The sequence below is a fragment of the Cupriavidus sp. MPR-AND1C genome (assembly GCF_058809705.1).
On sequence record NZ_JBXASU010000068.1, the window covers coordinates 18,822 to 39,978 of the forward strand.

The window sequence follows — 21,157 nt, forward strand, 5'->3', positions numbered from 1 at the left end:
GCTCACGCCTGCTCTTGGCGGCGGGTCGTTCTTCCGAAGTTGTCGCACCGAATATTCTATTAGACGGAACGACATTCCGATTAATTGTAGGGGCCGTTGATTCGCCGGTCAATCCGGGGGCTTTCCCTAGCGGGCCTCGTCCCGGGCGGGACGGATTTGCCATTGGCGGCAATGTGGGTGTTCGGCTGGGCAGCGCTGCCTGCGTTACCATGGCAGCGTACGTTTCACCTTGCGCATGCCCTCGCGCTGCCGCACCCATCTCGCGCCTTCGCCGCCATCACCCAATCGCCATGACCTCAGCACTGCTGCTTGAAAACATCCATGACACCGCCGTCGAGCGCTTCAAGGAAGCGCATGTCACCGTCGAGCGCCGCACTGGCGCGCTCGCTGGCGACGAACTGCATCGCGCTCCCGCGGCCCACCAGATTCTCGGCATTCGCTCCGCCACGCACCTTGGCGCCGCAGAAATCGAAGCCGCCAGGCACCTCGTGGCCATTGGCTGCTTTTGCATCGGCACCTCGCAGGTAGACCTCGACGCCGCGGCCCGCGCCGGCATGCCGGTGTTCAACGCGCCGTTCTCCAATACGCGTTCCGTGGCCGAGCTGGTTATCGCGGAGGCGATCCTGCTGCTGCGCCGCGTTCCCGAGAAAAACGCGTTGGCGCACGCCGGCAAATGGGCCAAGGGCGCAAGCGGGTCGTTCGAGGCGCGCGGCAAGACCATCGCCATCATCGGCTATGGCAATATCGGCTCGCAGGTTGGCGTGCTGGCAGAAGCCATGGGCATGCGCGTGGTGTACTACGATGTGCAGGCCAAGCTGTCGCTGGGCTCGGCGCGCGCGGCGCGCTCGCTGGCGGATGCGGTGTCGCAGGCCGACATCGTGACGTTGCATGTGCCGGCCACCGCGCAGACCAGGAAGATGATCGATGCCGACGTGCTCCGGCAGTTCCGGCGCGGCGCAATCCTGATCAATGCGTCGCGCGGCACCGTGGTGGATATCGAAGCGCTGCGCGCGGCGTGCGATGACAACCATATCGCCGGCCTGGCGATCGACGTCTTCCCCGAAGAGCCCAAGACCAACGCTGACCGCTTCACCAGCCCGCTGCAAGGCGTGCCCAACGCGATCCTGACGCCGCATATCGGCGGCAGCACGGAGGAGGCGCAGGAAAATATCGGCACGGAAGTCGCCACCAAGCTGATTGCCTTCCTCAGGACGGGCGATACGATTGGCGCGGTGAATTTCCCCGAGGTGAGCCCCGGCCCGCTGACGTCGCCGGCGCGGCTGCTCAACGTGCACGGCAACGCGCCGGGCGCGCTCGCCGCGCTCAACACGCTGCTGGCGCGCGACGGGGTCAACATCGTGGCACAGCACCTGCAGACGCATGGCCAGATGGGCTACGTGGTGACCGACCTCGACAAGGTGCCCTCGCCAACGCTGGCCGCCGCGCTGGATGCGGAAACGACATTCATCCGCTGCCGCACCATCATTAACCCGCTGGCCTGAACGGCAGCGCGGCGCCATCGCTGCCTCGCCGGCAGCGGCCAGGACAGCGGCCATCGGCCGCTGTCTTCAATTCACCCGGAAATGCTCCACCGACTGGCCCGCGTTGACTGCGCGCAGCAGCCATGCGGGCATGGGGCCCACGCCATCCCAGACTTGTCCCTCCGCATTGCGGTAGCGGCGTGCGGGGGCGCTCGCCTGCGGCACTGCTGGCGCAGGTGCTGCCGCGGCCGGCGCGGCGGCGGCCTCGGCCGCCTGTGCAGGGGCTGCTGCAGGGGCCGCCGGTTTCACGGCTCCCGCTTTCTGCACGGGCACGGACATGGTCACCCGTGCAGGCGCAGGCGCGGCGGCCGGGGTTGCCGCCGGCTCTGCAGCCAATGCTGCCGCCGGCTTTTCCGCGGGCACGGCTTCAGCGACTGCCACCGCATCTGCGACAGGCGCGGCGACAGGCGCAGCGACCGGCGTTGCGATTGGCGTTGCGATTGGCGCGGCGACCGGCACAGCAGGCTGCGCTGATTCCCTGACAGGGGCAGGAGCGCGTTTGCGCGCCACGGCCTTGCGCGATGGCTCAGGTGCGACTACCGGCGGCGCGGTGATCGGCCCGGCAGGCAACAACGCGGGTGGTGCCGTGATCGGTCCTGCGGGCAATCGCGCCTGGGCTACATCCGTTTCACTTTCCTCCACGATGGGTTCCTCGGCCGGCGCCCTGGCAGGCGCCGCCTCCCAGTCAAAACAACCTGCCGCCTCCAGTTCATCCATGGAGATGCCGAACCGCTCCATCTGGACGCGAATCCAGACAATGGCGGCGACTTTCTTGACGTCGGCGGGATCAGAAGAAGGCATGGCAAAAGACACAATAAATGCAGGTAGAAGGAGCGGGGGAACGGTCGCGGATGCGGCGCTGGCAGCACCCTGGAGATCCTGAGGATCGCACATGATAGCCGAGCGCGGGACCGGCCCCCGCCGAGCTTTGAATCCGGACGCAAAAGCCGGGCCACAGGCCCCTCTCCTGCACCCCCTCGATGACCGCAAATCCGCCTCCGGGGGGCATTGGCCAGCCCGCGTCCATGCCCCGCCCCCAACGCTGCGCCATCATGCAAAACCCACACAAGTTAAATGAGAACGATTATCATATGCGACTTCACGATCACGATTTCCCGGCCGTCCCGGCCAGCGGCCTGTGCGCAACACGGCACTGCCAGCCCCCGTCTTGAAAGGATGCATCGCCCATGAATCGCCTCATCACCTCCGCCCTGCTTTGCGGCGCTGCACTGAGCGGCACCGCTCAGGCTCACCAGGTCTGGCTGGAGCAAACGCCGGCGGCCGCCCAACTGTATTTTGGCGAATTCAACGAGAACCTGCGCGAAGTTTCGCCGGGACTGCTGGACCGGTTCGTGCAACCCTCTGCCGTACTGGTAACGGCAAGGGGTGAGCAACCCCTCAAGGCCGACAAGACCACCAACGGCTTCGTGCTCTCGGGGCGCGCAGGCGCGGGCGAGACCATCGTCGCGCAGGACACGGGCTATCCGCTGCTGGAGCGCAAGGACGGCGACAAGGTGATCCGCACCGCCTGGACGCCGGCGGCTCGCTTGCTGGGCGCTGGCTCCACAACCGCAGTAGCGCCCAAGCTCGCGCTGGACATCGTGCCGACCGGCCACGCCGGCGAGTACCAGGTGGTCTATGCCGGCCGCCCACTGCCCAAGGCCAAGGTGGGCGTGGCCGTGCAGTCCGGCTGGGGCCGCGAACTGCGCACCGACGACCAAGGCATCGTGCGCCTGGCGCAGCCGTGGCAAGGCACCTACGTGCTGGAGGTGCACCACGTCGACAAGACCGCCGGCGAGCGCAATGGCAAGCCATACGACATCGCCAGCTACGTCACCACCCTGTCGCTGACGCAGGGCGATGGCCTGCCCGCGGTACCCGCGGTGCCGGCAGCCACGCCCAACAAGTAAGGGAGCGCTTGTCATGGGATTGAGCCAGACCGGCCGCTATCGCCTTGGCGTTGCCTCGCGCGTGGTGGCCGCCATCGGGGGCGGCTACGTGCTCGCGGCCGTGGCCACCGGGCTGCTTGCCGTGGTGCTGCCCATGCCGCCCGCCGAGGCGGTGATGACAGCCACGCTGCTGTCGTTCTCGCTTTACGCGTGCGCGGTGCTGTGGGTGTTCGCCGCCGGCAGCGCGTGGCGCGCCTGGGCCGGCGTGGCGGTGCCTGCCGTGGGGCTCGGCCTCTTGCTGGCCGCCTTGCGCAGCGCGCCATGAGGGCCGGGCTGCGTCAATCGATGGCCTGGCTGCATAGCTGGTCCGGACTGCTGGTGTGCTGGGTGCTGCTGCTGGTGTTCTGCGCCGGCACTGCCAGCTACTTCAAGGACGAGATCACGCTATGGATGCAGCCCGAGCTGCACCGCTCGGCCGCCACGCAAGTGTCCAGCGCCGACGCCGCCGGCCGTGCGGTAGCGTACCTGCAGCGCAACGCCGCGGACTCGCCCCGCTGGTTCATCGACCTGCCGGATGCGCGCAACCCTGCGGTAAGCGTGCTGTGGATGCGCCCACCCGGCGCGCCGGCCTCAGGCATCGGGGGCGGCCGCGGCCGCTTCGAGAGCCGCACGCTGGATCCGGCCACCGGCGCCTTCCTGCAGGCCGTGCGCGACACGCGCGGCGGCGAGTTCCTCTACCGCCTGCACTTCGACCTGTACTTCATGCAGGCGATCTGGGCGCGCTGGATCATCGGGTTTTGCGCCATGTTCATGCTGGTGGCCATTGTCAGCGGCATCATCACGCACCGGCGCATCTTCCAGGACTTCTTCACCTTCCGGCCGCGCAAGGGCCAGCGCTCCTGGCTCGATGCGCACAATGCCACCGCCGTGCTGGCCCTGCCATTCCACCTGATGATCACCTACACCGGGCTGGTCACGCTGATGTTCATGTACATGCCGTGGGGCATCCAGACTGCGTACCAGGGCAACCAGCAGGCTTTCAACAATGAGGCCTTCGGCCGCGCGCCACAAGGCAAGCCAAGTGGGCAGGCGGCTGCGCTGACGCCGGTCGCCCCGCTGGTGGAGCAAGCCGTGCGCCATTGGCGTGGCGCGCAGCCCACCCGCGTCGCCATCATGCTGGCGGGCGATGCCAACGCCACCATCACGGTGTCGCGCGGCACCGAGGGTTCGCTGTCCGCCAATGCGCCGTCGATGCGCTTTAACGGCGTCACCGGCGCCCTGATCGCGGCCACGGGAGACGCGCCCGGCGCGGCCAACCAGACGCGTGGCGTGATGGTGGGCCTGCACGAGGCGCATTTCGCCGGGCCCTTGCTGCGCGCGCTGTTCTTCGTGAGCGGGCTGGCAGGTTGCGCCATGGTGGCCACCGGTGCGCTGCTGTGGGGCGTGAAGACGCGCCAGGGCCAGGCCAAGGCGCTGGCGGCCGGCGCGCGCCCGAGCTTTGGCCTGCGGCTGGTGGATGCGCTCAACCTCGGCGCTATTGCCGGCCTGCCGATCGCGTTTGCTACGTACTTCTGGGCCAACCGCTTGCTGCCCGTGGGCATGCCGCACCGCCCCGACGCGGAGATCCATGCCTTCTTCATCGCCTGGAGCGTGGCAGCCGTGCTGGCGCAGGTGCGGCCGACGCGCACCATGTGGCGCGTGCAGTTGTGGGCCGGTGCGCTGATGCTCGCTGCCATTCCCGTACTCAACGCCTTCACCACGCAGACCCACCTGGGCGTGACGCTGCTGCAGGGCCAGGGGCCCGCTGCCGTGGCCGGATTCGACCTGACGGTGCTGGCGCTGGGCATTGCGCTGGGCGCGGCAGCGCATGTCCTGGGGCGGCGCGCCAAGGCGCGCATGCCCGCGCAGCGCTCGGTGCCAGCCAAGGACATCGGCATGCCATCCAGCGATGCGAAGGGAGCCGCATGAGCGCAAGCCTGGGTTTCTTCACTGCGCTGGCCTTCGCCTATAGCGGCTTCACCGCGCTGAGCCAGACGCTGGACCGGCACTATGCCGATCGCCACGGCCGCGGCGCCGCGGCTTCGCCCGCCGAGCGCCTGCGCCTGCAGGTACTCGGCTGGGCCGCGCTGGCCCTTGCCCTGGCGGCTTGCGTGCAGCAGCAAGGCTGGCCGATGGGCAGCGTCTCATGGGTCGGCACGCTGACGCTCGGCGCGCTCGTGCTGGTGCTGCTGCTCGGCTACGCGCCGGCCATCGCGGTACGCGCCGCCCGCTGGGCAGGGATGCTCGGCGGATGCGGGCTGCTAATGATGGGCGCGATGCCCGCCTAGCCATCCCGGGGCCTGCGAACAGGATCAGGCGCGCGGCAAACGCATCGCGCCCGTCCCGCCGCAGAGCGTGACAACGACGCCGTCCGGATTGCCGCAGGCCCGCTAGCGGCTATCATGACGGCCATTCCAACTCACCGGCACAGTCCTTCGCCCGCCATGCCTGACAACACCCCCGCAAGCCAGCCATACGCACTGGAGAATCCCTTTCTCGAATCGCTGAATCTCACCATCGTGGAGTGGCAGCCGGACCTGGTGCGCATGTCGCTGATGCCGCAGGCCGCGCACCTCAACAACACGGGCGTGGTGCAAGGCGGCATCCTGGCCACGCTGCTGGACGCGGCGGGCGGCTACGCCGGGCTGTTTCCCGAGAATGGCGTGCGCCGCGCCGCCACTACCATCTCGCTGAACGTCAACTATGTCTCGTCCGCGCAAGTAGAGCCGCTGCTGGTGGTCGGCCGGCGCGTGGGCGGTGGCCGCCGGGTATTTTTCTCCAACGCCGAGGTCACCGACAGCCAAGGCCGTCTGATCGCCACCGCGCAGGCCGCATTCCGCAGGAAGGATCCGGCCTGAGCAGACCAGACCGCGCCCGTGTTGCCGGCGCGCCATGCAAGGCGGGCTAATCGCGCGACGACAGCGGCGGCGCGATCTCTTCCAGCGGGCGCTTCTCCGCATTGACCGCATAGCGCAGGGCAAACAAGCCCGCAACGATCACCAGCGCCGCGCCGATGCCATAGCCAACAGCCACCGCGGCGCGGCTGCCGCTCTCGATCAGCGCGCCGAACAGCAACGGACCGATAAAGCCCCCGGTGCCTGTCCCCACAGCGTAGAACACGGAGATGGCGAGGGCGCGCGTCTCGATGGGAAAGACCTCGCTCACCGTCAGGTAAGCGGAACTGGCCGCCGCGGAGGCCAGGAAAAACACCGCCGACCAGCACAGCGCCTGGCTGCGTGCATCAAGCCAGCCCTGCTCGAAGGCCCACCCGGTCATGGCCAGTCCCACGCCGCAAAGCACATAGGTCAGCCCGATCATGCGGCGGCGCCCGATGTGGTCGAACAGTGGCCCCAGCAGCAGCGGCCCCAGCACATTGCCCAGCGCAAAGGGGAAGATATACAGCGCCACGCGGTTATCGGGCACGCCGTGAAAGCGCGTGAGCACCAGCGCATAGGTAAAGAAGATCGCGTTATAGAAGAACGCTTGCGAGACCATCAGCGCCAGGGCTACCGCGCTGCGCAGCCGGTAGCGCTTGAACAGCACATGCGCGACCTCGCCGAGCGTGGGCGCCGCGCGCCTGGAAAGCAGGATCTTGCCCGTGGCCGGCGGCAACGCGCCGCACTGGGCCACCACCTGCGCCTCGATGGCGGCGACGATGCGCCCGGCTTGCGCGCCACGCCCATGCGTGAGCAGCCAGCGTGGGCTCTCCGGCACGTCCCGGCGCACCAGCAAGATGGCTAGCGCCAGCACTGCGCCGAGCAGGAACGCCACGCGCCAGCCCAGGGCCGGGCCCAGCACGCGCGGATCCAGCAGCACCAGGCTCAGGCCCGCGCCAAGTGCGGCGCCGAACCAGAAGCTGCCGTTGATGGCCAGGCTGACGCGCCCGCGCACGCGCGCCGGGATCAGTTCATCGATGGCCGAGTTGATCGCCGCGTACTCGCCCCCGATGCCAAGGCCCGTCAGGAAGCGGCACACCGCGAAGAAGACAAAACCCGTGGAAAAAGCGGTGGCCAATGTCGCCGCCATGTACACCGCCAGCGTCACCAGGAACAAGGCCTTGCGGCCAAGGCGGTCCGCAAGGCGGCCGAACACCAGCGCGCCCGTTACCGCACCAGCGATGTACAGCGACCCTAGCCACCCTACCTGCGCCGCATCGAGGCCCAGGCCATCCGGGCGCTCGAGCACGCCGCCCAGCGATCCCACCAGCGTCACCTCGAACCCGTCGAGCACCCACGCCACCCCCAGCGCGACTACCACCCGCCAGTGCCAGCGCGACCACGGCAGGCGGTCCAGGCGGGCGGGGATATCGCTCTGAATGACTGGCATGACAGTTAGCCGTCAGCGCCCAACGCGCCAGGCGCGCGACGCCTACAATGAATCATGGCCACCATATTAGGGAACCGCCATGATCGCCTATATGCTCTTCCTCGGGGTAATTGTCCTGCTCTACGCCTTCGTCATTCGCGCAGGCTTTTTCCACAAGTCGGTGCTCTATCCGGAACACGCCCATCCGTTCCATTACTGGTGGGACCGGATCGTCCATCACCAGAAGAAAGAGAAAACCAGCTAAGGCGCTTGGCGCTTGGCGCTTGGACCCCGCAAGGCCTGACCAGGCCGCCCAGCCCGCCGATTGGCGGGCTGTTTCATGCTGGTGACCGGCACCGGGCACCGGGCGCCGGGCACGATCGCCGGTGCGGAAAACGGAAAACGAGCGCCCCGATAAAGAGGCCCTTGCTGCTCATGACTGCCTGCCCGGGTGCTAAACTGGCCGCCCTTTTTATCCGGCCATTGCTCCCTATCCATGCGCATTTCCCGCCTCGCTACCCGAGCTGCAATTCTTTCTGCCTGCCTGGCATCCGCCAGCGCCGGCGTCATCGCTGCCGAGGCCCCGCCCGCGCCCACGCCCGGCCAGGTCACCGCCGCCATCCAGCAATCGGAAGCTGAGCGCCTGAAGCAGCTGGAGCAAACTGACCCGGCAGCGGCCGAGCGTGCGCGCTCGCCGCTTGTGGCGGGGATCATGGCTTCCATCAAGGCGCATACGGTCAAGGGCTGCCTGCCCGCCAGCGGCGGCGAGATCGTTTGCATCGTCGGGGTCAAGGCCGGCCGCCGCGACGGCTACCGCGCACTGGCCTTCGGCGGCAACCCAGAGCCGTGGGTGCTGGCGCGGCGTGAAGAACCCGCCATCAGTGGCCCGGACGCCGGGCAAGCCACCGCCTCGATGCGCGAATTTGCCCGCGGGCAATTGAAGACCCAGACGGATGCGCAGGCAGTCGCGGAACTGACCGAAATGGCCACGTCGCTGACGGTCAAGCAACTCGACGAGTGCCACCTGAGCCACGATAGCGGCAACGTACGCTGCTCTGCCGTGATCTCCACCGGCGGCAAGCCCGACCAGCGCGTCACCGGCTTTGCCTTTGCGCTTGAAGCCGGCGGCTGGCGATTCGTGCCGCGCGAGCAGTAGGCAGGCCGCTGAGGCCATCCCGGGCCACTGCCCCGCAGACAGCGGGGATCACATCGCCTAGCTTCGAGTGTTGATCCAAGTCAAGTGGGTGATGAAGCACAATCCCCACGCTATTGGGGCAGATGCCCGGCGCCCACGGTGAGACACTGCGTGCGGGCGAGAAAAGCGTCTCGCCCAATGTCACTTCTTCATGCCCTCCGTTTATCCGGTGGGCATTTTTTTTGGCCTTGCCGAGCGCAGCCATCGCTTTCAAGGCCGCAGCAGACCCCGAAACATCATGTGCCGCGCGAAACGTCCTCGCCGCAATGGCCCGGGCGCTTTTCCGCCGTCAATAGTCCTTCAATGATTACCCCAACAAGAGGGGATCTTCCCCGCGCAAGATGGGTGCACAATCCGGCCTGAAACAGCAACCGCAGGCCTCGAATCCCATGCTAAATGACGCGAAACCACAGGTCGATCCGGCCCGCCGCGGCGAAGCCGTGAAGGAGTTGGGCGCCGGTGCGCGCACGGATACGGGGATGCCTGGCGCGCGGGCCACGGCGCAGCAGATCGCGGAACGCCGGACGCGGGCCCTCGCGGATTTACTCGAGGAAGCGATTCGGAGCGGGACGCCGCGGGCGCTGCGAAGCCATCGCAGGCGGTAGCTTTCGCCCTTTCGCCGGCGCCGTGATCCTCCTGGTGCCTGCGGCGGTCGTCATGGGCACCTTGATTACCTGCCACGTAATTGGCGCGCAGCCCCCCAGTTCCGACACTGAGCTTGCCTGGACTCCCCAGGTAACCGCCACCGGAGCTGCCTCATGCCTGCCACCGCCATTGCACATTCCGCCCCGTCCCCGCGCCAACCCCACGCATCAACCCCCACTTGGCGCCATTCCACGCAGCCCGGCCATGCGCTGACCCGTGACGGCGTGCCGCTGTTCGTGCGCGAACTCGGCTAAGGCCGCTTGCCAAGGACTCCAGCCATGACCTTCTCGAGCCTGAACCGCGCCGAGAGCGCGCCCGTCCCGCACCACGCCGCCGCATCGTCCCCGACCGCCATGGACCGCCTGGCCCTGTTGGTGATACTGAGCGGCACCTTCATGGTGGTGATGGATTTCTTTATCGTGAATGTGGCGCTGCCGGCCATCCAGCGCGAATTGCATGCCAGCGCCGGCGCGCTGCAGTTCGTGGTGGCGGGCTATGGCCTGGCCAATGCCACCGGGCTGATCACCGGCGGGCGGCTGGGCGACATGCTCGGGCGGCGCTGCATGTTCATGCTGGGCCTGTTGCTGTTCGCGCTCGCCTCCGCCGCTTGCGGGCTTGCCCCGTCCGCGCCCGCACTGGTCGCGGCACGCGTGGCGCAGGGCCTGGCGGGCGCGCTGCTCCAGCCGCAGGTGCTGGCCATGCTCTCGCTCACCTACACCGGCCCCGCGCGGGCGCGGGCCTTCGCCGCGTACGGTCTCACGCTAGGCCTGGCGGCGCTGCTCGGCCAACTGGTAGGCGGCGCGCTGATCCGGGCCGCCCCGGGCGGGCTGAGCTGGCGCGCTTGCTTCCTGATCAACGTGCCCGTGGCCATCATTGCGCTGCTGCTGGCGCCACGCGTGTTGCGCGCATCGCCGCCCACCAGCGGCAGCAAGCCGGACGTGCCTGGCATGGCGCTGTTGGCGGCGGCGCTCGGTGCGCTGGTGTGGCCTCTGGTGGAAGGCAGGCAGCAAGGCTGGCCGCCCACCACCCTGCTTGCGCTGGCCATGGCGCCCGTGTTGCTCGCCATGTTCGCCTGGCATCAGCGCCGGCTACATGCGCGCGGCGGGCAGCCGCTGGTGAGCCCGGCGCTGTTCGCCGCGCCAGGCTTTGCGCGCGGCCTGGCCGTGACGGTCGCCTTCTACGCCGGCAATGCCTCGTTCTACTTCGTGCTGGCGCTCTACCTGCAAGACGGCCTTGGCTTGAGCCCGCTGCAAGGCGGCGGCGCGTTCACGATGCTGGCGCTGGGCTTCTTCGCCACCTCACTGGCCGCGCCGCGCATCGCCGCCCGCCTGGGGCGCTCGTCCATCGCCTATGGCGCCATGCTGCTGGCGGCGGGCCACTGGCTGCAACTGGCGAACACGCTGCTGCCATGGCAGGCGCAAGGCCCCGGCTTGATGACCGTGATGCTGATCCTGCTGGTGGTACAGGGCGCGGGCATCGGCATGGTGATGGCGCCGCTGGCTTCCGCCGTGCTGGCGGGGACGGCGCAACACCATGCCGGCGTGGCCGCCGGTGTGCTGGCCACGGTGCAGCAGGTGGGCAATTCGGTTGGCGTGGCGCTGGTCGGGAACCTGTTCTATGCGCGGCTGGAAAGCGCCGGCACGGCGCATGGCTACGACAGCGCCTTTGCCTGGTGCCTGGGATGCCTGCTCGGCCTTGCGCTGCTTGTCACCCATCTTTGCCACGGTCGGCGGCTGGCGGCGGCCCTGTAGGCCCCGCAAGCCCCATAGGCCGAAGGGGCATTCAGTGGCATCCCCCGGCAGGATGGGGGTGCCCGAGGCTGCCGCGCCAGAATCGGCTGGATTTCGCCTCTTCCGGCATCTAGAGTTACCAGCATCCATCCCTACGCCCCGGCGCCCGGGTATCCAGGTATGCGCCGGCGGCGGCGACGAGGTGACTTATGCAGAACGGAAAAGACGTCGCCCGCGGCCCCACGCCCGCCAGCCCATGGCAGGTGCCGGACCTGACACCGGAGCGGGTGTTGCAGCTCGGGATGGGCTTCTGGGCCTCCAAGACCCTGCTCAGCGCGGTGGAGCTTGGCGTGTTCACGCAACTGGCGAAGGCGCCGCAGCCGGCCGGCGCCCTGGCCGCCGCCCTTGGCCTGCATCCACGCGGCGCGGTGGATTTCCTCGACGCGCTGGTGGCCCTGCACCTGCTCGAGCGCGAAGACGCCGAGGCGCCCAGCCGGTACAGCAACACGCCCGACACGGACCTCTTCCTCGACAAGGCCAAGCCCAGCTATGTAGGCGGCCTGCTGGAGATGGCCAATACGCGCCTGTACCCCAGTTGGGCGTCGCTGACCGATTCGCTGCGCTCCGGCCTGCCGCAGACCCAGGCCGACGAGCATGGTGACCTCTTCGCCGCGATCTATCGGGACGAACAAGGCCTGCGCGGCTTCCTGCAAGCCATGACCGGCGTCAGCCTGGCCGCCGCCCAGGCGATGGCGCGCAAATTCCCTTGGGCGCAGTGCCAGACCTTTATCGATATCGGCACGGCGCAAGGGGCCCTGCCGGTACAGATCGCGCTGGCCCACCCGCACCTGCGCGGCGGCGGCTTCGACCTGCCCGCGGTTGGCCCGGTCTTCGAGGAATATGTCACCTCGCATGGCCTGCAGGATCGGCTGCGCTTTTACCCCGGCGACTTCTTCAACGACCCCTGCCCGCAGGCAGACGTGCTTGTCATGGGGCATATCCTGCACGACTGGGATCTCGAGCAGAAGCTGTACCTGCTGGAAAAATGCCACGCCGCGCTGCCCGCCGGCGGCCGCCTAATCGTCTATGACGCGATGATCGACGACGCGCGCAAACAGAACGTGTTTGGCTTGCTGATGAGCCTGAACATGCTGATCGAAACCCCGGGTGGCTTCGATTACACCGGGGCGCAGTGCTGCGCCTGGGCCAGGCAAGTGGGCTTTGCGCAAGCGCGGGTGGAACCGCTCACCGGGCCTGACTCCATGATGATCGCGACCCGCCAATGACGTAGCAACGCCAAACCGTCGGAGGGAACATGCCATGGCTGAGATGGAAAAGGAAGAAGTGGTCAGCGTGCTGAACCGGATCCTCGAAGCCGAGCTTGCGGGGGTGGTGCGCTATACCCATTACTCGCTGCTTGTGTTCGGCTTTGGCCGCATCCCGATCGTTTCCTGGCTGCGCGAGCAGGCCAACGAATCCCTGCTGCATGCCCAGCAGGCGGGAGAATGGATTACCACGCTGGGGGCGTATCCGTCGCTGGCCATCGGCAAGCTGCTCGACAGCCACACCTTCGATACCGCCGCCATGCTGCGTGAGTCCCTGGAAGCGGAAAACGCTGCCCTCAAGCTGTATCGCGAGCTGCTGGCGCTGGTGGAGGATCGCTCCGTGGCACTGGAGGAGTTCGCGCGCCAGATGATCCAGATCGAGGAGCTGCATGCCGGCGAGGTCGACAAGATGCTGCGCAAGCCGGGTCAGGCCGCAGCCTTCGCGCCGCCGCCAAAAGCCTGAGGCGCCATCCGCGCGGCTGGCATGCGTCAACGCCGTGCGGGCGGCCGGCGCAGGACTTCGCCCAGGCCTTCGGATTTCAGCCGGGAAGTCGGTTCACGCACCACGGTACGGCTCACGCCATACTCTTCGGTCATGAACTTCCCGGTGGGCGGGCGCGCATTGCTTGACAAATTCGTAGCATAAATTTGCAATACAACTTCAGCACGGACGACAAGGCTATCGTCATGGGCAACGACACGCCCTTCGGCGCGCCTCGGATGTTGGCGCCTGCAAAAAAACACAAGAAAAACACAAGAACGGAGACGACATGAAAACAATCGGCATGATCGGCGTCGGCATGATGGGCCATGGCATCGCCACCAACATCGCCAGGCACGGCCACCCGCTGGTGCTGCTCGACCATCCCGGCAATCAGCCTGTGGACGACCTGCTGGCCGCAGGCGCCACCACGGCCGCCACCCCGGCCGAGCTGGCGCGCGCGGCCGATATCGTGATCCTGTGCGTCACGGGCACCCCGGAGGTGGAGGACGTGCTGTTCCGCCCGGACGGCGTGCTTGCCGGCCTGCGCGAGGGCGCCGTGGTGATCGACTGCTCCACCGCCATTCCCTCGTCCACGGAGCGCATTGCCGCTGCGGTGGCCAAGGCCGGTGCACGCTTCCTTGACGCGCCCATGACGCGCACGCCCAAGGAAGCCGCGCAAGGCCGCCTCAACCTGATCGTCGGCGGCGACCGCGCCTTGTTCGAGCAATGCCGGCCATTGCTGTCGTGCTTCGCGGAAAACATCGTGCACGCCGGGCCGGCCGGCTCGGGCCACCGGCTCAAGCTGCTGCACAACTTTGTCTCGCTGGGCTTCTCCGCCGTGCTGGCCGAGGCCGCCGCTTGCGCTGAGCGCTCAGACGTAGACCCGGGCGTGCTGGTGGAAGTGCTGGCCAAGGGCGGCGCAGACGGTGTGATCCTCAACCGCATGCGCCCCTACATCGAGTCACGGGACAATTCCGGCTTCCGCTTCTCGATTGCCAACGCGCTCAAGGACATGGGCTACTACACCACGATGGCGCAGGAACTCGGCGCCGCACGGGCCACGGCGGAGGCGGTGCGCGATACCTACGAGCGCGCCAGCCACACCGCGCGGCCACAGCCGACGGTGCCGGAGCTGATTTCGATCCTGGCGGACGAGGCCGGCAAGGCGGCCTGATCCCATGCATGGGTTGCCCTGGGATCGCGCGCAAAACGCGCGCAAAAATGCGGCGCACAGCGGGTGCTATCATCCAACGGCCCTAGTCTCCCCCAATCGCGCCGATGCCGCCGGACCCCGCACCAGACAAGCCCACCGCCGCCAACGCGCTGCCGGATATACGCCGCTTGCGCGCCCGCTTTGTCGCCATTTCCTGGCGCGACCTGGCCGTGTCCTTCGGCCCCGTGCTGGCCCTTGCCCTGGCAGCCGTCTGGCTCGCCGTTTGGCTGGTGCAGCCGGCGCCGCCGAGCACCATCTCCATCAGCGCGGGCCCCAAGGGCAGTTCCTTCTACGACGCCGCCGAGAAGTACGCAAAGATCCTCGCGCGCAATGGCATCACGCTGAATGTGCTGGCCTCCGAAGGCTCCCGCCAGAACGTGCAGCGGCTGGCCAATCGCAAGCAGGACGTTGACCTGGCGTTGGTGCAGGGCGGCGTCTCCGGCGATGTGGACACCGAGGGGCTGGTCTCGCTGGGCAGCGTGTTCTACGCGCCCATCACGGTGCTGTACCGCGGCAAGGAACAGCATAAATTGTCCGACTTCCGCAAGTCGCGCATCGCCATCGGGCGCGAAGGCAGCGGTGCCCGCGTGCTGGCGCTGACGCTGCTCAAGGCGAACGGCATCGAGCCGGGCGGCAGTGCCGAGCTTATCGCCTTCGACGGCGAGGACGCCGCCCAGGCGCTGGTCGACGGCAAGATCGACGTGGCCATGCTGACCGGCGACTCCGCCACCGGCCCGATCATGCGCAAGCTGTTTCGCATGCCGGGCATCCGCCTGCTGGATTTCGCGCAGGCCAATGCATATACGCGGCGCTTTCTCTATCTGCAGGAGCTGGTGTTGCCCGCCGGCGCCTTCGACCTGGGCAAGAATCTCCCGGCACACCCGATCCGCCTGATCGGCCCGACGGTGGAGCTGGTGGCGCGCGACTCGCTGCATCCCGCGCTGTCCGACCTGCTGATCGAGGCCGCGCGCGAGGTCCACGGCAAGGCCGGGCTGCTGCAGAGCGCCGGGCAGTTTCCCTCCGCCACCGCGCATGAGTTCCCGCTAAGCGACGACGCCACGCGCTATTACGCATCGGGCAAGGGTTTCCTGTACCGCCACCTGCCCTTCTGGCTGGCGAGCCTGCTCTCCCGCGCGCTGGTGCTTGTGCCCGTGATCGTGATCCTGATTCCGGCCTTCCGGCTGGTGCCCTCGCTCTACCGGTGGCGGGTCAAGTCCCGCATCTATCGCTGGTACGGCGCCCTGATCGAAATCGAGCGCGTGGCGCTGGCGAACCTCTCCGAGGAAGAAAAAGCCGCCCAGGCCCAGCGCCTCGACCACATCGAAGACGCGGTCAACAAGATGAAGATGCCGCTCGCCTATGCCGACCAGTTCTATGTGCTGCGCGAGCATATCGTCTTTGTGCGGCGCAGGCTGACGGGCGCGCTCTGAGCTGGCGCTGGGGCGCTACTTCCCCGCGGCCATCGCGCCGGATGCGGATACAATCCGGCAGCGCCGACTTGTCAATCACGACCCGACCCCATCCATGCCTAACCCTACCCGGGCCTTCCTTCTTGGCCCGCTGCTCAAAGGCGTTTCACGCTCTTTCTATCTCACCCTGCGGGTGCTGCCCGCCGGGATGCGCGATCCGATCGGCCTGGCTTATCTGCTGGCGCGCGCCGCCGACACCATTGCGGACACCGCGCTGATTCCACCGCAGCAACGGCTGGAACTGCTGCTGTCGCTGCGCGATCAGGTCAACGGCGCCACGGACGACGGCACGCTCATGCGGCGGCTGGCGGCGGAGGTCGCCGGGCAGCAAGCGCTATCGGACGAGAAGGTTCTGCTCGAATCGCTCGGCCCGGCGCTGACGATGCTGTCCCGGCTGAGCGCGGCCGATCGGACAGCGGTTCGCGAGATCGTGTCGACCCTGGCCTCCGGCATGGAATTTGATCTGCGCACGTTCCCCGACGAAAGCTCCGGGCAGATTGGCGTGCTGCGCGAATGGGAAGAGCTGGACCGGTACACCTACCTGGTCGCGGGATGCGTGGGGGAGTTCTGGACCAAGATGACCTACGCCCATATGCCCGGGACGCTCAAGGCAGACTCCGAGGCGATGCTGCTGCGAGGCGTGCGCTTTGGCAAGGCGCTGCAGATGACCAATGTGCTGCGGGACTGCGCCAAGGACCTGCGGATCGGGCGCTGCTACCTGCCCGGAACGATGCTGGACCGGTATGGACTGACGCCGCAAGACTTGCTGTTGCCAGGCAATTCAGCGCGTGCGAAACCACTTCTGTTCGCGCTGATCCGCACGACGCTGGGTCATTTCCGTGAGGCGGTGGATTACACGTTTGCCATTCCTGCGTTCTCTGTTCGATTGCGCCTGGCGTGCTTGTGGCCGGTGCTTATCGGGCTGGAGACGCTGCTGCTGCTTGCGGGCAATGACGATTGGCTGGATCCGGCGAAGGTGTCCAAGATACGGCGCAGCGAGGTGTATCGGATTGTGGGGTATTCGGCGTTGATGGCGCCGTCCAATGGCTTGCTGCGGATCTGGATTGAGCGGTTGATCGGGGGGATCGAGGCGCGGCTGGAACGTTAATGGCGAACGCGGATCCCAAGGCCATTGCGCACCTTTGCACCCGCCGCGCAACTGGCCATGGACGCGATATCACCTGGCCAGGCACTGCACAGCGGGTTGCCAAGGCGGCAATCACTTGCTGCTGGAATGGTCGTCGCCCCCAAGCGGATCGACAATGATCATGGTGCGGTCCAGCACCCCGCGATCGTCAAAGTAAGCGCTGAAGTGGGCCGGCATGTAAGCGCCGACGTAGAGCCGGTACGACCATGCCTCACGCTTCATCAGCGGGTAGTACTGGACCGGCTCGCGCGGCAGGCCGAAGCGTTGGGCCACGTCCTGCTTGGTCCAGGTGCCCGGTCGCGCCTCATAGATCTCCTTCTCGGTCAGCATCTGGCGGAAACTGGCGAGGTTTCCGCTGGCGTCGAAATCCGCCGCGTAGACTTCGAACCCGAGCGGCTGCTTCGAGTAGATCCAGCGGCTGGTGCCGGCGGCGAGCTGGTAGGTCTCCGTGGGCTTGCCGAAGGTGTCGCGCACGGCGCTCTGCGGGCTGCCGATCATCTTTTGCGCGGTCTCGACCGGCTGCAGGAACGCGCAGGCACACAGCGCAAGCGCAGCAGCGGTAGCGCCCATCCATCTGGCTAAGCGATATTGCATGACCATTCTCCATCGTTGGCGCGCGTGGTGTTCTCGGGCCAGGAACCCTTCCAGCATAGTTCAAGCACGCGCACACGCCGCGCACCCTGCCCTTGCGGTAAACGCTTCAGGCAGCGGGATTATTCCACTGGTTTCCACCAACCCGGCCGACAGTGGGGCAGTGGGACAGTGGCAGAGTTGGCCTCAACAAACGTACCCCTCGATATAGCAGAACGCTGCCGTGCCGCTTCCGTATTCGGTGTCGCGCAGCGTGAATGCGCCGGACAGGCAGATGAACGCGGTCATGCAGGCCAGGAGAACAAGCAGGCAAATTGCCAGAATGGACAGCTTTTGCATGGCAAACCCTTCCCTCAGAGAAGCAGCGGACGACGACACAATGCGTCGACGCACGGGGAAAACCGGGGTGCCAGTCGCAAAGGCGGCGCTGATGCAGCCGCTGTTTCACCCGCTGTTTCACCCGCTGTTTCACCCTTACGCATTTCCCATGCCCGCGCCAGCACCGCGGAAAAGCGCCCGAATGTGCTCCAAAGGAAGCCACGCCGCTAGCGCTGTTGGGCAGTGCCACACACCGGGGTTGGCGCCGCCCGAACTGTTGCCTGAGCGCAGGCCGCGGCACGACCGAGCGCCCCACTTCGCGTGCCCTATTCCGTGCGCTCGTCCACTCGCCGCAACGCCGCCCCCACTTCACCATAAAACGCCCGCAGCGCCGCTACCTCCAGGTCCGGCGGCAATAGTGCCGGCCAGAGCAGCGCCACGATATCCTTGGCGGTCCGCTCGATATCCACCGGCCGCTGCCTGGCGATTGCGTCCCAAAGAATGTGCTCCATCGGCCCGAAGATCGCCGAGCGCAGCAAGCTCAACGGCAGGTCTGTCCGGATCTCCCCACTCTCCCGCGCGCGCGCCAGCATATCCATCAGCGGCGCGGTGTAGCGCCGCTGCAGCGGCACGAACACCTCGCCCAGCCCCGGCCCCCTGGCGCGGCCTTCGGAGAGCACCAGCGCGCATAGCCCGGTGCCCTGGATCAGGAACAGCCGAAGATGCGTGCGCACGAAGAACTCGAGCTGCGCCTTGGTGCTCTGGCCGCGCGGCATGCCTTCTTCCACCGCCGCGATGATCTCGTCGTACCAGTCTTCGATCACCCGCACACAAAGTTCGCGCTTGCCGTGGAAATAGGTAAACACCGTGGCTTCGGAGATGCCCAGGCGCTGGGCGATCTCGGTGGTGGTGGTGCGCTCGTAGCCCATCTCGGCAAAGACTTCGCGGGCCACGCGCAGGATGTCGCGGATGCGTTGCTCCGCCTTGGCGCTCGCGGGGACGCGGCGCCGCACCATGATGTCGTCCATCGACGTGTTACCTCGCTTGCCGGAAGCCGGCGATTATAGTGCGGCGCAGCATAAAACAGATGCCCGGGCACGCCTTGGGGCGCTGCTCGCCCCCCGTCACGGGATTGTAATTGATCTTTACTCAACTCATGGTTGCAATTTTTCGGGTCTGCGTGTACTTTTCCAGTCAACGCCACTGCCCCGATGCGACATAGAATGGGACGAGGGCCAGAATATATGCGCACTCCCCGACTTGAGCTACACTCAACAAAGTTGAATAAACCTCAAGAAACCGGGATACGGACAATATTGCGACAGCGCTTTGGAGACGAGTATGACGATGCAGGGTGCGGCTAGCCCAACGATCTTGCCCATTGGCGGGCTCTCCCATGTCAGGGGCAGTACCGACATTCCCTTGTCCGAGCTGACGGTGCCGGCGCTGCTAGCCGAAACCGTAGCGCGTTTCCCGGATCGCGAGGCGGTGGTGTTTCGCGAGCAGGGCATCCGCTGGAGCTGGCGGGAATTTGCACAGGTGGTGGATGCCATGGCCGGGGGCTTGCGCCTGCTGGGCCTGGAGCGCGGGGACCGCATCGGCATCTGGTCGCCGAACCGGGTGGAGTGGCTGGTGACGCAGTTCGCCACCGCACGCCTTGGGCTGGTGCTGGTGAACATCAATCCGGCTTACCGCCTGGCGGAGCTGGAATACGCGCTGAACAAGGTGGGCTGCAAGGCGATCGTGGCGGCGGAGTCGTTCAAGACGTCGCGCTACCTGGAAATGCTGCAGACGCTGGCGCCGGAGCTGAAAAGCTGCGAGCCGGGCACGCTGCAGGCAGCGCGCCTGCCCGCGCTGCGCTGGGTGATCCGCATGGGCGCAGAGCGCACGCCGGGCATGCTGAACTACGATGCGCTGCTCGCCCATGGCACGCATGCCCTCACCAGCGAGCTGGACGCGCTCACCGCGCAGCTGGACCGCTACGACCCGATCAATATCCAGTTCACCAGCGGCACCACCGGCGCGCCCAAGGGCGCCACGCTGACGCACCGGAACATCGTCAATAACGCACGCTTCATCGCCATGGCGATGCGCTTCTCCGAGCAGGACAAGCTGTGCATCCCGGTGCCGTTCTATCACTGCTTCGGCATGGTGCTGGCCGTGCTGGCCTGCGTCTCCACCGGCGCCTGCATGGTGTTCCCCGGCGAGGCGTTCGAGCCGGCGGCAACCATGGCGGCGGTCAGCGAGGAGCGCTGCACGGCCTTGCACGGCGTGCCGACCATGTTTATCGCCCAGCTGGATCATCCGGATTTTGCCAAGTACGACTTCTCCACGCTGCGCACCGGGATCATGGCTGGCTCGCCCTGCCCCATCGAGACGATGAAACGCGTGATCTCGCAGATGCACATGGCGCAAGTGACGATCGCCTACGGCATGACCGAGACCAGCCCGGTTTCCTTCCAGAGTTCCACCACCGATCCGCTCGACAAGCGCGTGACCACCGTGGGGCAGATCCAGCCGCATCTTGAGGTCAAGCTGGTGGACGGCACCGGAGAGATCGTGCCCGTTGGCGAAAAGGGCGAGCTGTGCACGCGCGGCTACTCGGTGATGCAAGGCTATTGGGACGACGAACCTCGCACCCGCGAGGCGATCCGCGATGGCTGGATGCACACGGGTGACCTCGCCACTATCGATGCCGAGGGTTACTGCAACATCGTCGGCCGCGTGAAGGACATGCTGATCCGCGGCGGCGAGAACGTCTACCCCCGCGAAATCGAGGAATTCCTGTTCCGCCACCCGAAGGTGCAGGCCGTGCAGGTGTTTGGCGTGCCCGACCCCAAGTACGGCGAGGAAGTCTGCGCGTGGATCGTGCTCAAGCCGGGCGATACGGCCACCGAGGACGATATCCGCGCCTTCTGCCGCGACCAGATCGCGCACTACAAGATTCCGCGCTACATCCGCTTTGTCGACGAAATGCCCATGACCATTACCGGCAAGGTGCAGAAGTTCGTGATGCGCGAGCGCATGACGCTGGAACTGGGGCTTGGCGACAAGACCACGTGACGACCCAACCGAAATCCCATCCGACATCGGGCCGCCGCCTGCCGCGGCCGTATTCCACTAGATAACGAGCACTCAACCATGAACGAACTCCCCGGCCTCAATTTCCACCTCGGCGAAGACATCGACATGCTGCGCGAAACCGTGTGCAACTGGGCGCAGGCCGAACTGGCGCCGCGCGCGGCCGAGATCGACCGCACCGACCA

General features: G+C 66.9%; 20 protein-coding genes and 1 pseudogene. 16 read left to right on the forward strand and 5 right to left on the reverse strand.

From position 1 onward, the window contains the following. The first annotated feature begins 290 nt into the window (after positions 1–290). A complete protein-coding gene (gene serA, locus AC1RWI_RS27870) occupies positions 291–1,502 on the forward strand; it encodes a phosphoglycerate dehydrogenase (protein ID WP_043354516.1) in 1,212 nt (403 codons plus the stop codon). Positions 1,503–1,568: 66 nt separating this feature from the next. Here serA and AC1RWI_RS27875 read toward each other — a convergent pair whose 3' ends face one another. Further along, positions 1,569–2,342, reverse strand: a complete 774-nt coding sequence (locus AC1RWI_RS27875) for an H-NS family nucleoid-associated regulatory protein (protein ID WP_052494995.1) — start codon at positions 2,340–2,342, stop codon at positions 1,569–1,571. A 386-nt stretch (positions 2,343–2,728) separates the two neighbouring features. On the opposite strand from AC1RWI_RS27875, the gene AC1RWI_RS27880 reads away from it, so the two are divergent. The 5 genes from AC1RWI_RS27880 to AC1RWI_RS27900 all read left to right on the forward strand — a co-directional run bounded on the left by AC1RWI_RS27880 (position 2,729) and on the right by AC1RWI_RS27900 (position 6,327). Beyond that, positions 2,729–3,451: a cobalt ABC transporter substrate-binding protein gene (locus AC1RWI_RS27880; protein ID WP_043354514.1), complete on the forward strand. Its 723-nt coding sequence runs from the start codon at positions 2,729–2,731 to the stop codon at positions 3,449–3,451. Between the two features lie 13 nt (positions 3,452–3,464). Next, positions 3,465–3,755 carry a DUF3649 domain-containing protein gene (locus tag AC1RWI_RS27885; RefSeq protein WP_043354513.1) on the forward strand — a complete coding sequence of 97 codons (291 nt, stop codon included), beginning with the start codon at positions 3,465–3,467 and terminating at the stop codon, positions 3,753–3,755. After that, positions 3,752–5,398: a PepSY-associated TM helix domain-containing protein gene (locus AC1RWI_RS27890; RefSeq protein ID WP_492869923.1), complete on the forward strand. Its 1,647-nt coding sequence runs from the start codon at positions 3,752–3,754 to the stop codon at positions 5,396–5,398. Before AC1RWI_RS27885 ends, AC1RWI_RS27890 begins: the two co-directional genes overlap by 4 nt. Continuing rightward, positions 5,395–5,757, forward strand: coding sequence for a DUF3325 domain-containing protein (locus tag AC1RWI_RS27895; RefSeq protein WP_492869924.1), 363 nt, complete (start codon positions 5,395–5,397; stop codon positions 5,755–5,757). The genes AC1RWI_RS27890 and AC1RWI_RS27895 overlap by 4 nt, the downstream gene beginning before the upstream one ends. A 114-nt stretch (positions 5,758–5,871) precedes the next feature. Next, entirely contained in the window at positions 5,872–6,327 is a 456-nt protein-coding gene (locus tag AC1RWI_RS27900) for a PaaI family thioesterase (RefSeq protein ID WP_236702202.1), read from the forward strand. Positions 6,328–6,373: 46 nt separating this feature from the next. Here AC1RWI_RS27900 and AC1RWI_RS27905 read toward each other — a convergent pair whose 3' ends face one another. Next, a complete protein-coding gene (locus AC1RWI_RS27905; RefSeq protein WP_492869925.1) occupies positions 6,374–7,795 on the reverse strand; it encodes an MFS transporter in 1,422 nt (473 codons plus the stop codon). A 79-nt stretch (positions 7,796–7,874) separates the two neighbouring features. Here AC1RWI_RS27905 and AC1RWI_RS27910 point away from each other — a divergent pair, with 79 nt between their 5' ends. The 8 genes from AC1RWI_RS27910 to AC1RWI_RS27945 all read left to right on the forward strand — a co-directional run bounded on the left by AC1RWI_RS27910 (position 7,875) and on the right by AC1RWI_RS27945 (position 16,943). Continuing rightward, entirely contained in the window at positions 7,875–8,039 is a 165-nt protein-coding gene (locus AC1RWI_RS27910; RefSeq protein ID WP_158408319.1) for a hypothetical protein, read from the forward strand. Between the two features lie 231 nt (positions 8,040–8,270). Continuing rightward, positions 8,271–8,930 (forward strand): hypothetical protein, encoded by a 660-nt coding sequence (locus AC1RWI_RS27915; RefSeq protein ID WP_492869926.1) that lies wholly within the window; start codon positions 8,271–8,273, stop codon positions 8,928–8,930. 962 nt (positions 8,931–9,892) lie between these two features. Beyond that, positions 9,893–11,365, forward strand: coding sequence for an MFS transporter (locus AC1RWI_RS27920; RefSeq protein ID WP_492869927.1), 1,473 nt, complete (start codon positions 9,893–9,895; stop codon positions 11,363–11,365). Between the two features lie 188 nt (positions 11,366–11,553). Next, entirely contained in the window at positions 11,554–12,630 is a 1,077-nt protein-coding gene (locus AC1RWI_RS27925; RefSeq protein WP_492869928.1) for a methyltransferase, read from the forward strand. A gap of 34 nt (positions 12,631–12,664) precedes the next feature. Continuing rightward, on the forward strand, positions 12,665–13,132 hold the full coding sequence (locus AC1RWI_RS27930) for a ferritin-like domain-containing protein (protein WP_043354499.1): 468 nt from the start codon (positions 12,665–12,667) through the stop codon (positions 13,130–13,132). Between the two features lie 190 nt (positions 13,133–13,322). After that, the gene (locus AC1RWI_RS27935) at positions 13,323–14,327 is read left to right on the forward strand and encodes an NAD(P)-dependent oxidoreductase (protein WP_269083437.1); all 1,005 of its coding nucleotides are present in this window, start codon (positions 13,323–13,325) and stop codon (positions 14,325–14,327) included. 104 nt (positions 14,328–14,431) lie between these two features. Then, positions 14,432–15,796, forward strand: a complete 1,365-nt coding sequence (locus AC1RWI_RS27940) for a TAXI family TRAP transporter solute-binding subunit (RefSeq protein WP_492869929.1) — start codon at positions 14,432–14,434, stop codon at positions 15,794–15,796. Between the two features lie 94 nt (positions 15,797–15,890). Next, positions 15,891–16,943, forward strand: coding sequence for a phytoene/squalene synthase family protein (locus AC1RWI_RS27945; protein WP_492869930.1), 1,053 nt, complete (start codon positions 15,891–15,893; stop codon positions 16,941–16,943). Between the two features lie 111 nt (positions 16,944–17,054). Here the strand turns inward: AC1RWI_RS27945 and AC1RWI_RS27950 are convergent, their stop codons facing one another. From AC1RWI_RS27950 to AC1RWI_RS27960, 3 genes are all read right to left on the reverse strand, one after another. After that, the gene (locus tag AC1RWI_RS27950; RefSeq protein WP_043354493.1) at positions 17,055–17,576 is read right to left on the reverse strand and encodes a hypothetical protein; all 522 of its coding nucleotides are present in this window, start codon (positions 17,574–17,576) and stop codon (positions 17,055–17,057) included. A gap of 183 nt (positions 17,577–17,759) precedes the next feature. After that, positions 17,760–17,912, reverse strand: a complete 153-nt coding sequence (locus tag AC1RWI_RS27955) for a hypothetical protein (RefSeq protein WP_043354492.1) — start codon at positions 17,910–17,912, stop codon at positions 17,760–17,762. 305 nt (positions 17,913–18,217) lie between these two features. Then, complete coding sequence (locus AC1RWI_RS27960; protein WP_492869931.1) at positions 18,218–18,919, reverse strand: TetR/AcrR family transcriptional regulator; 702 nt, start codon at positions 18,917–18,919, stop codon at positions 18,218–18,220. Positions 18,920–19,232: 313 nt separating this feature from the next. Here AC1RWI_RS27960 and AC1RWI_RS27965 point away from each other — a divergent pair, with 313 nt between their 5' ends. Both AC1RWI_RS27965 and AC1RWI_RS27970 read left to right on the forward strand, forming a co-directional pair. Then, a complete protein-coding gene (locus AC1RWI_RS27965) occupies positions 19,233–20,954 on the forward strand; it encodes an AMP-binding protein (RefSeq protein ID WP_043354489.1) in 1,722 nt (573 codons plus the stop codon). 78 nt (positions 20,955–21,032) lie between these two features. Further along, positions 21,033–21,157 (forward strand): annotated as a pseudogene (locus AC1RWI_RS27970) (isovaleryl-CoA dehydrogenase); the annotation flags it as partial.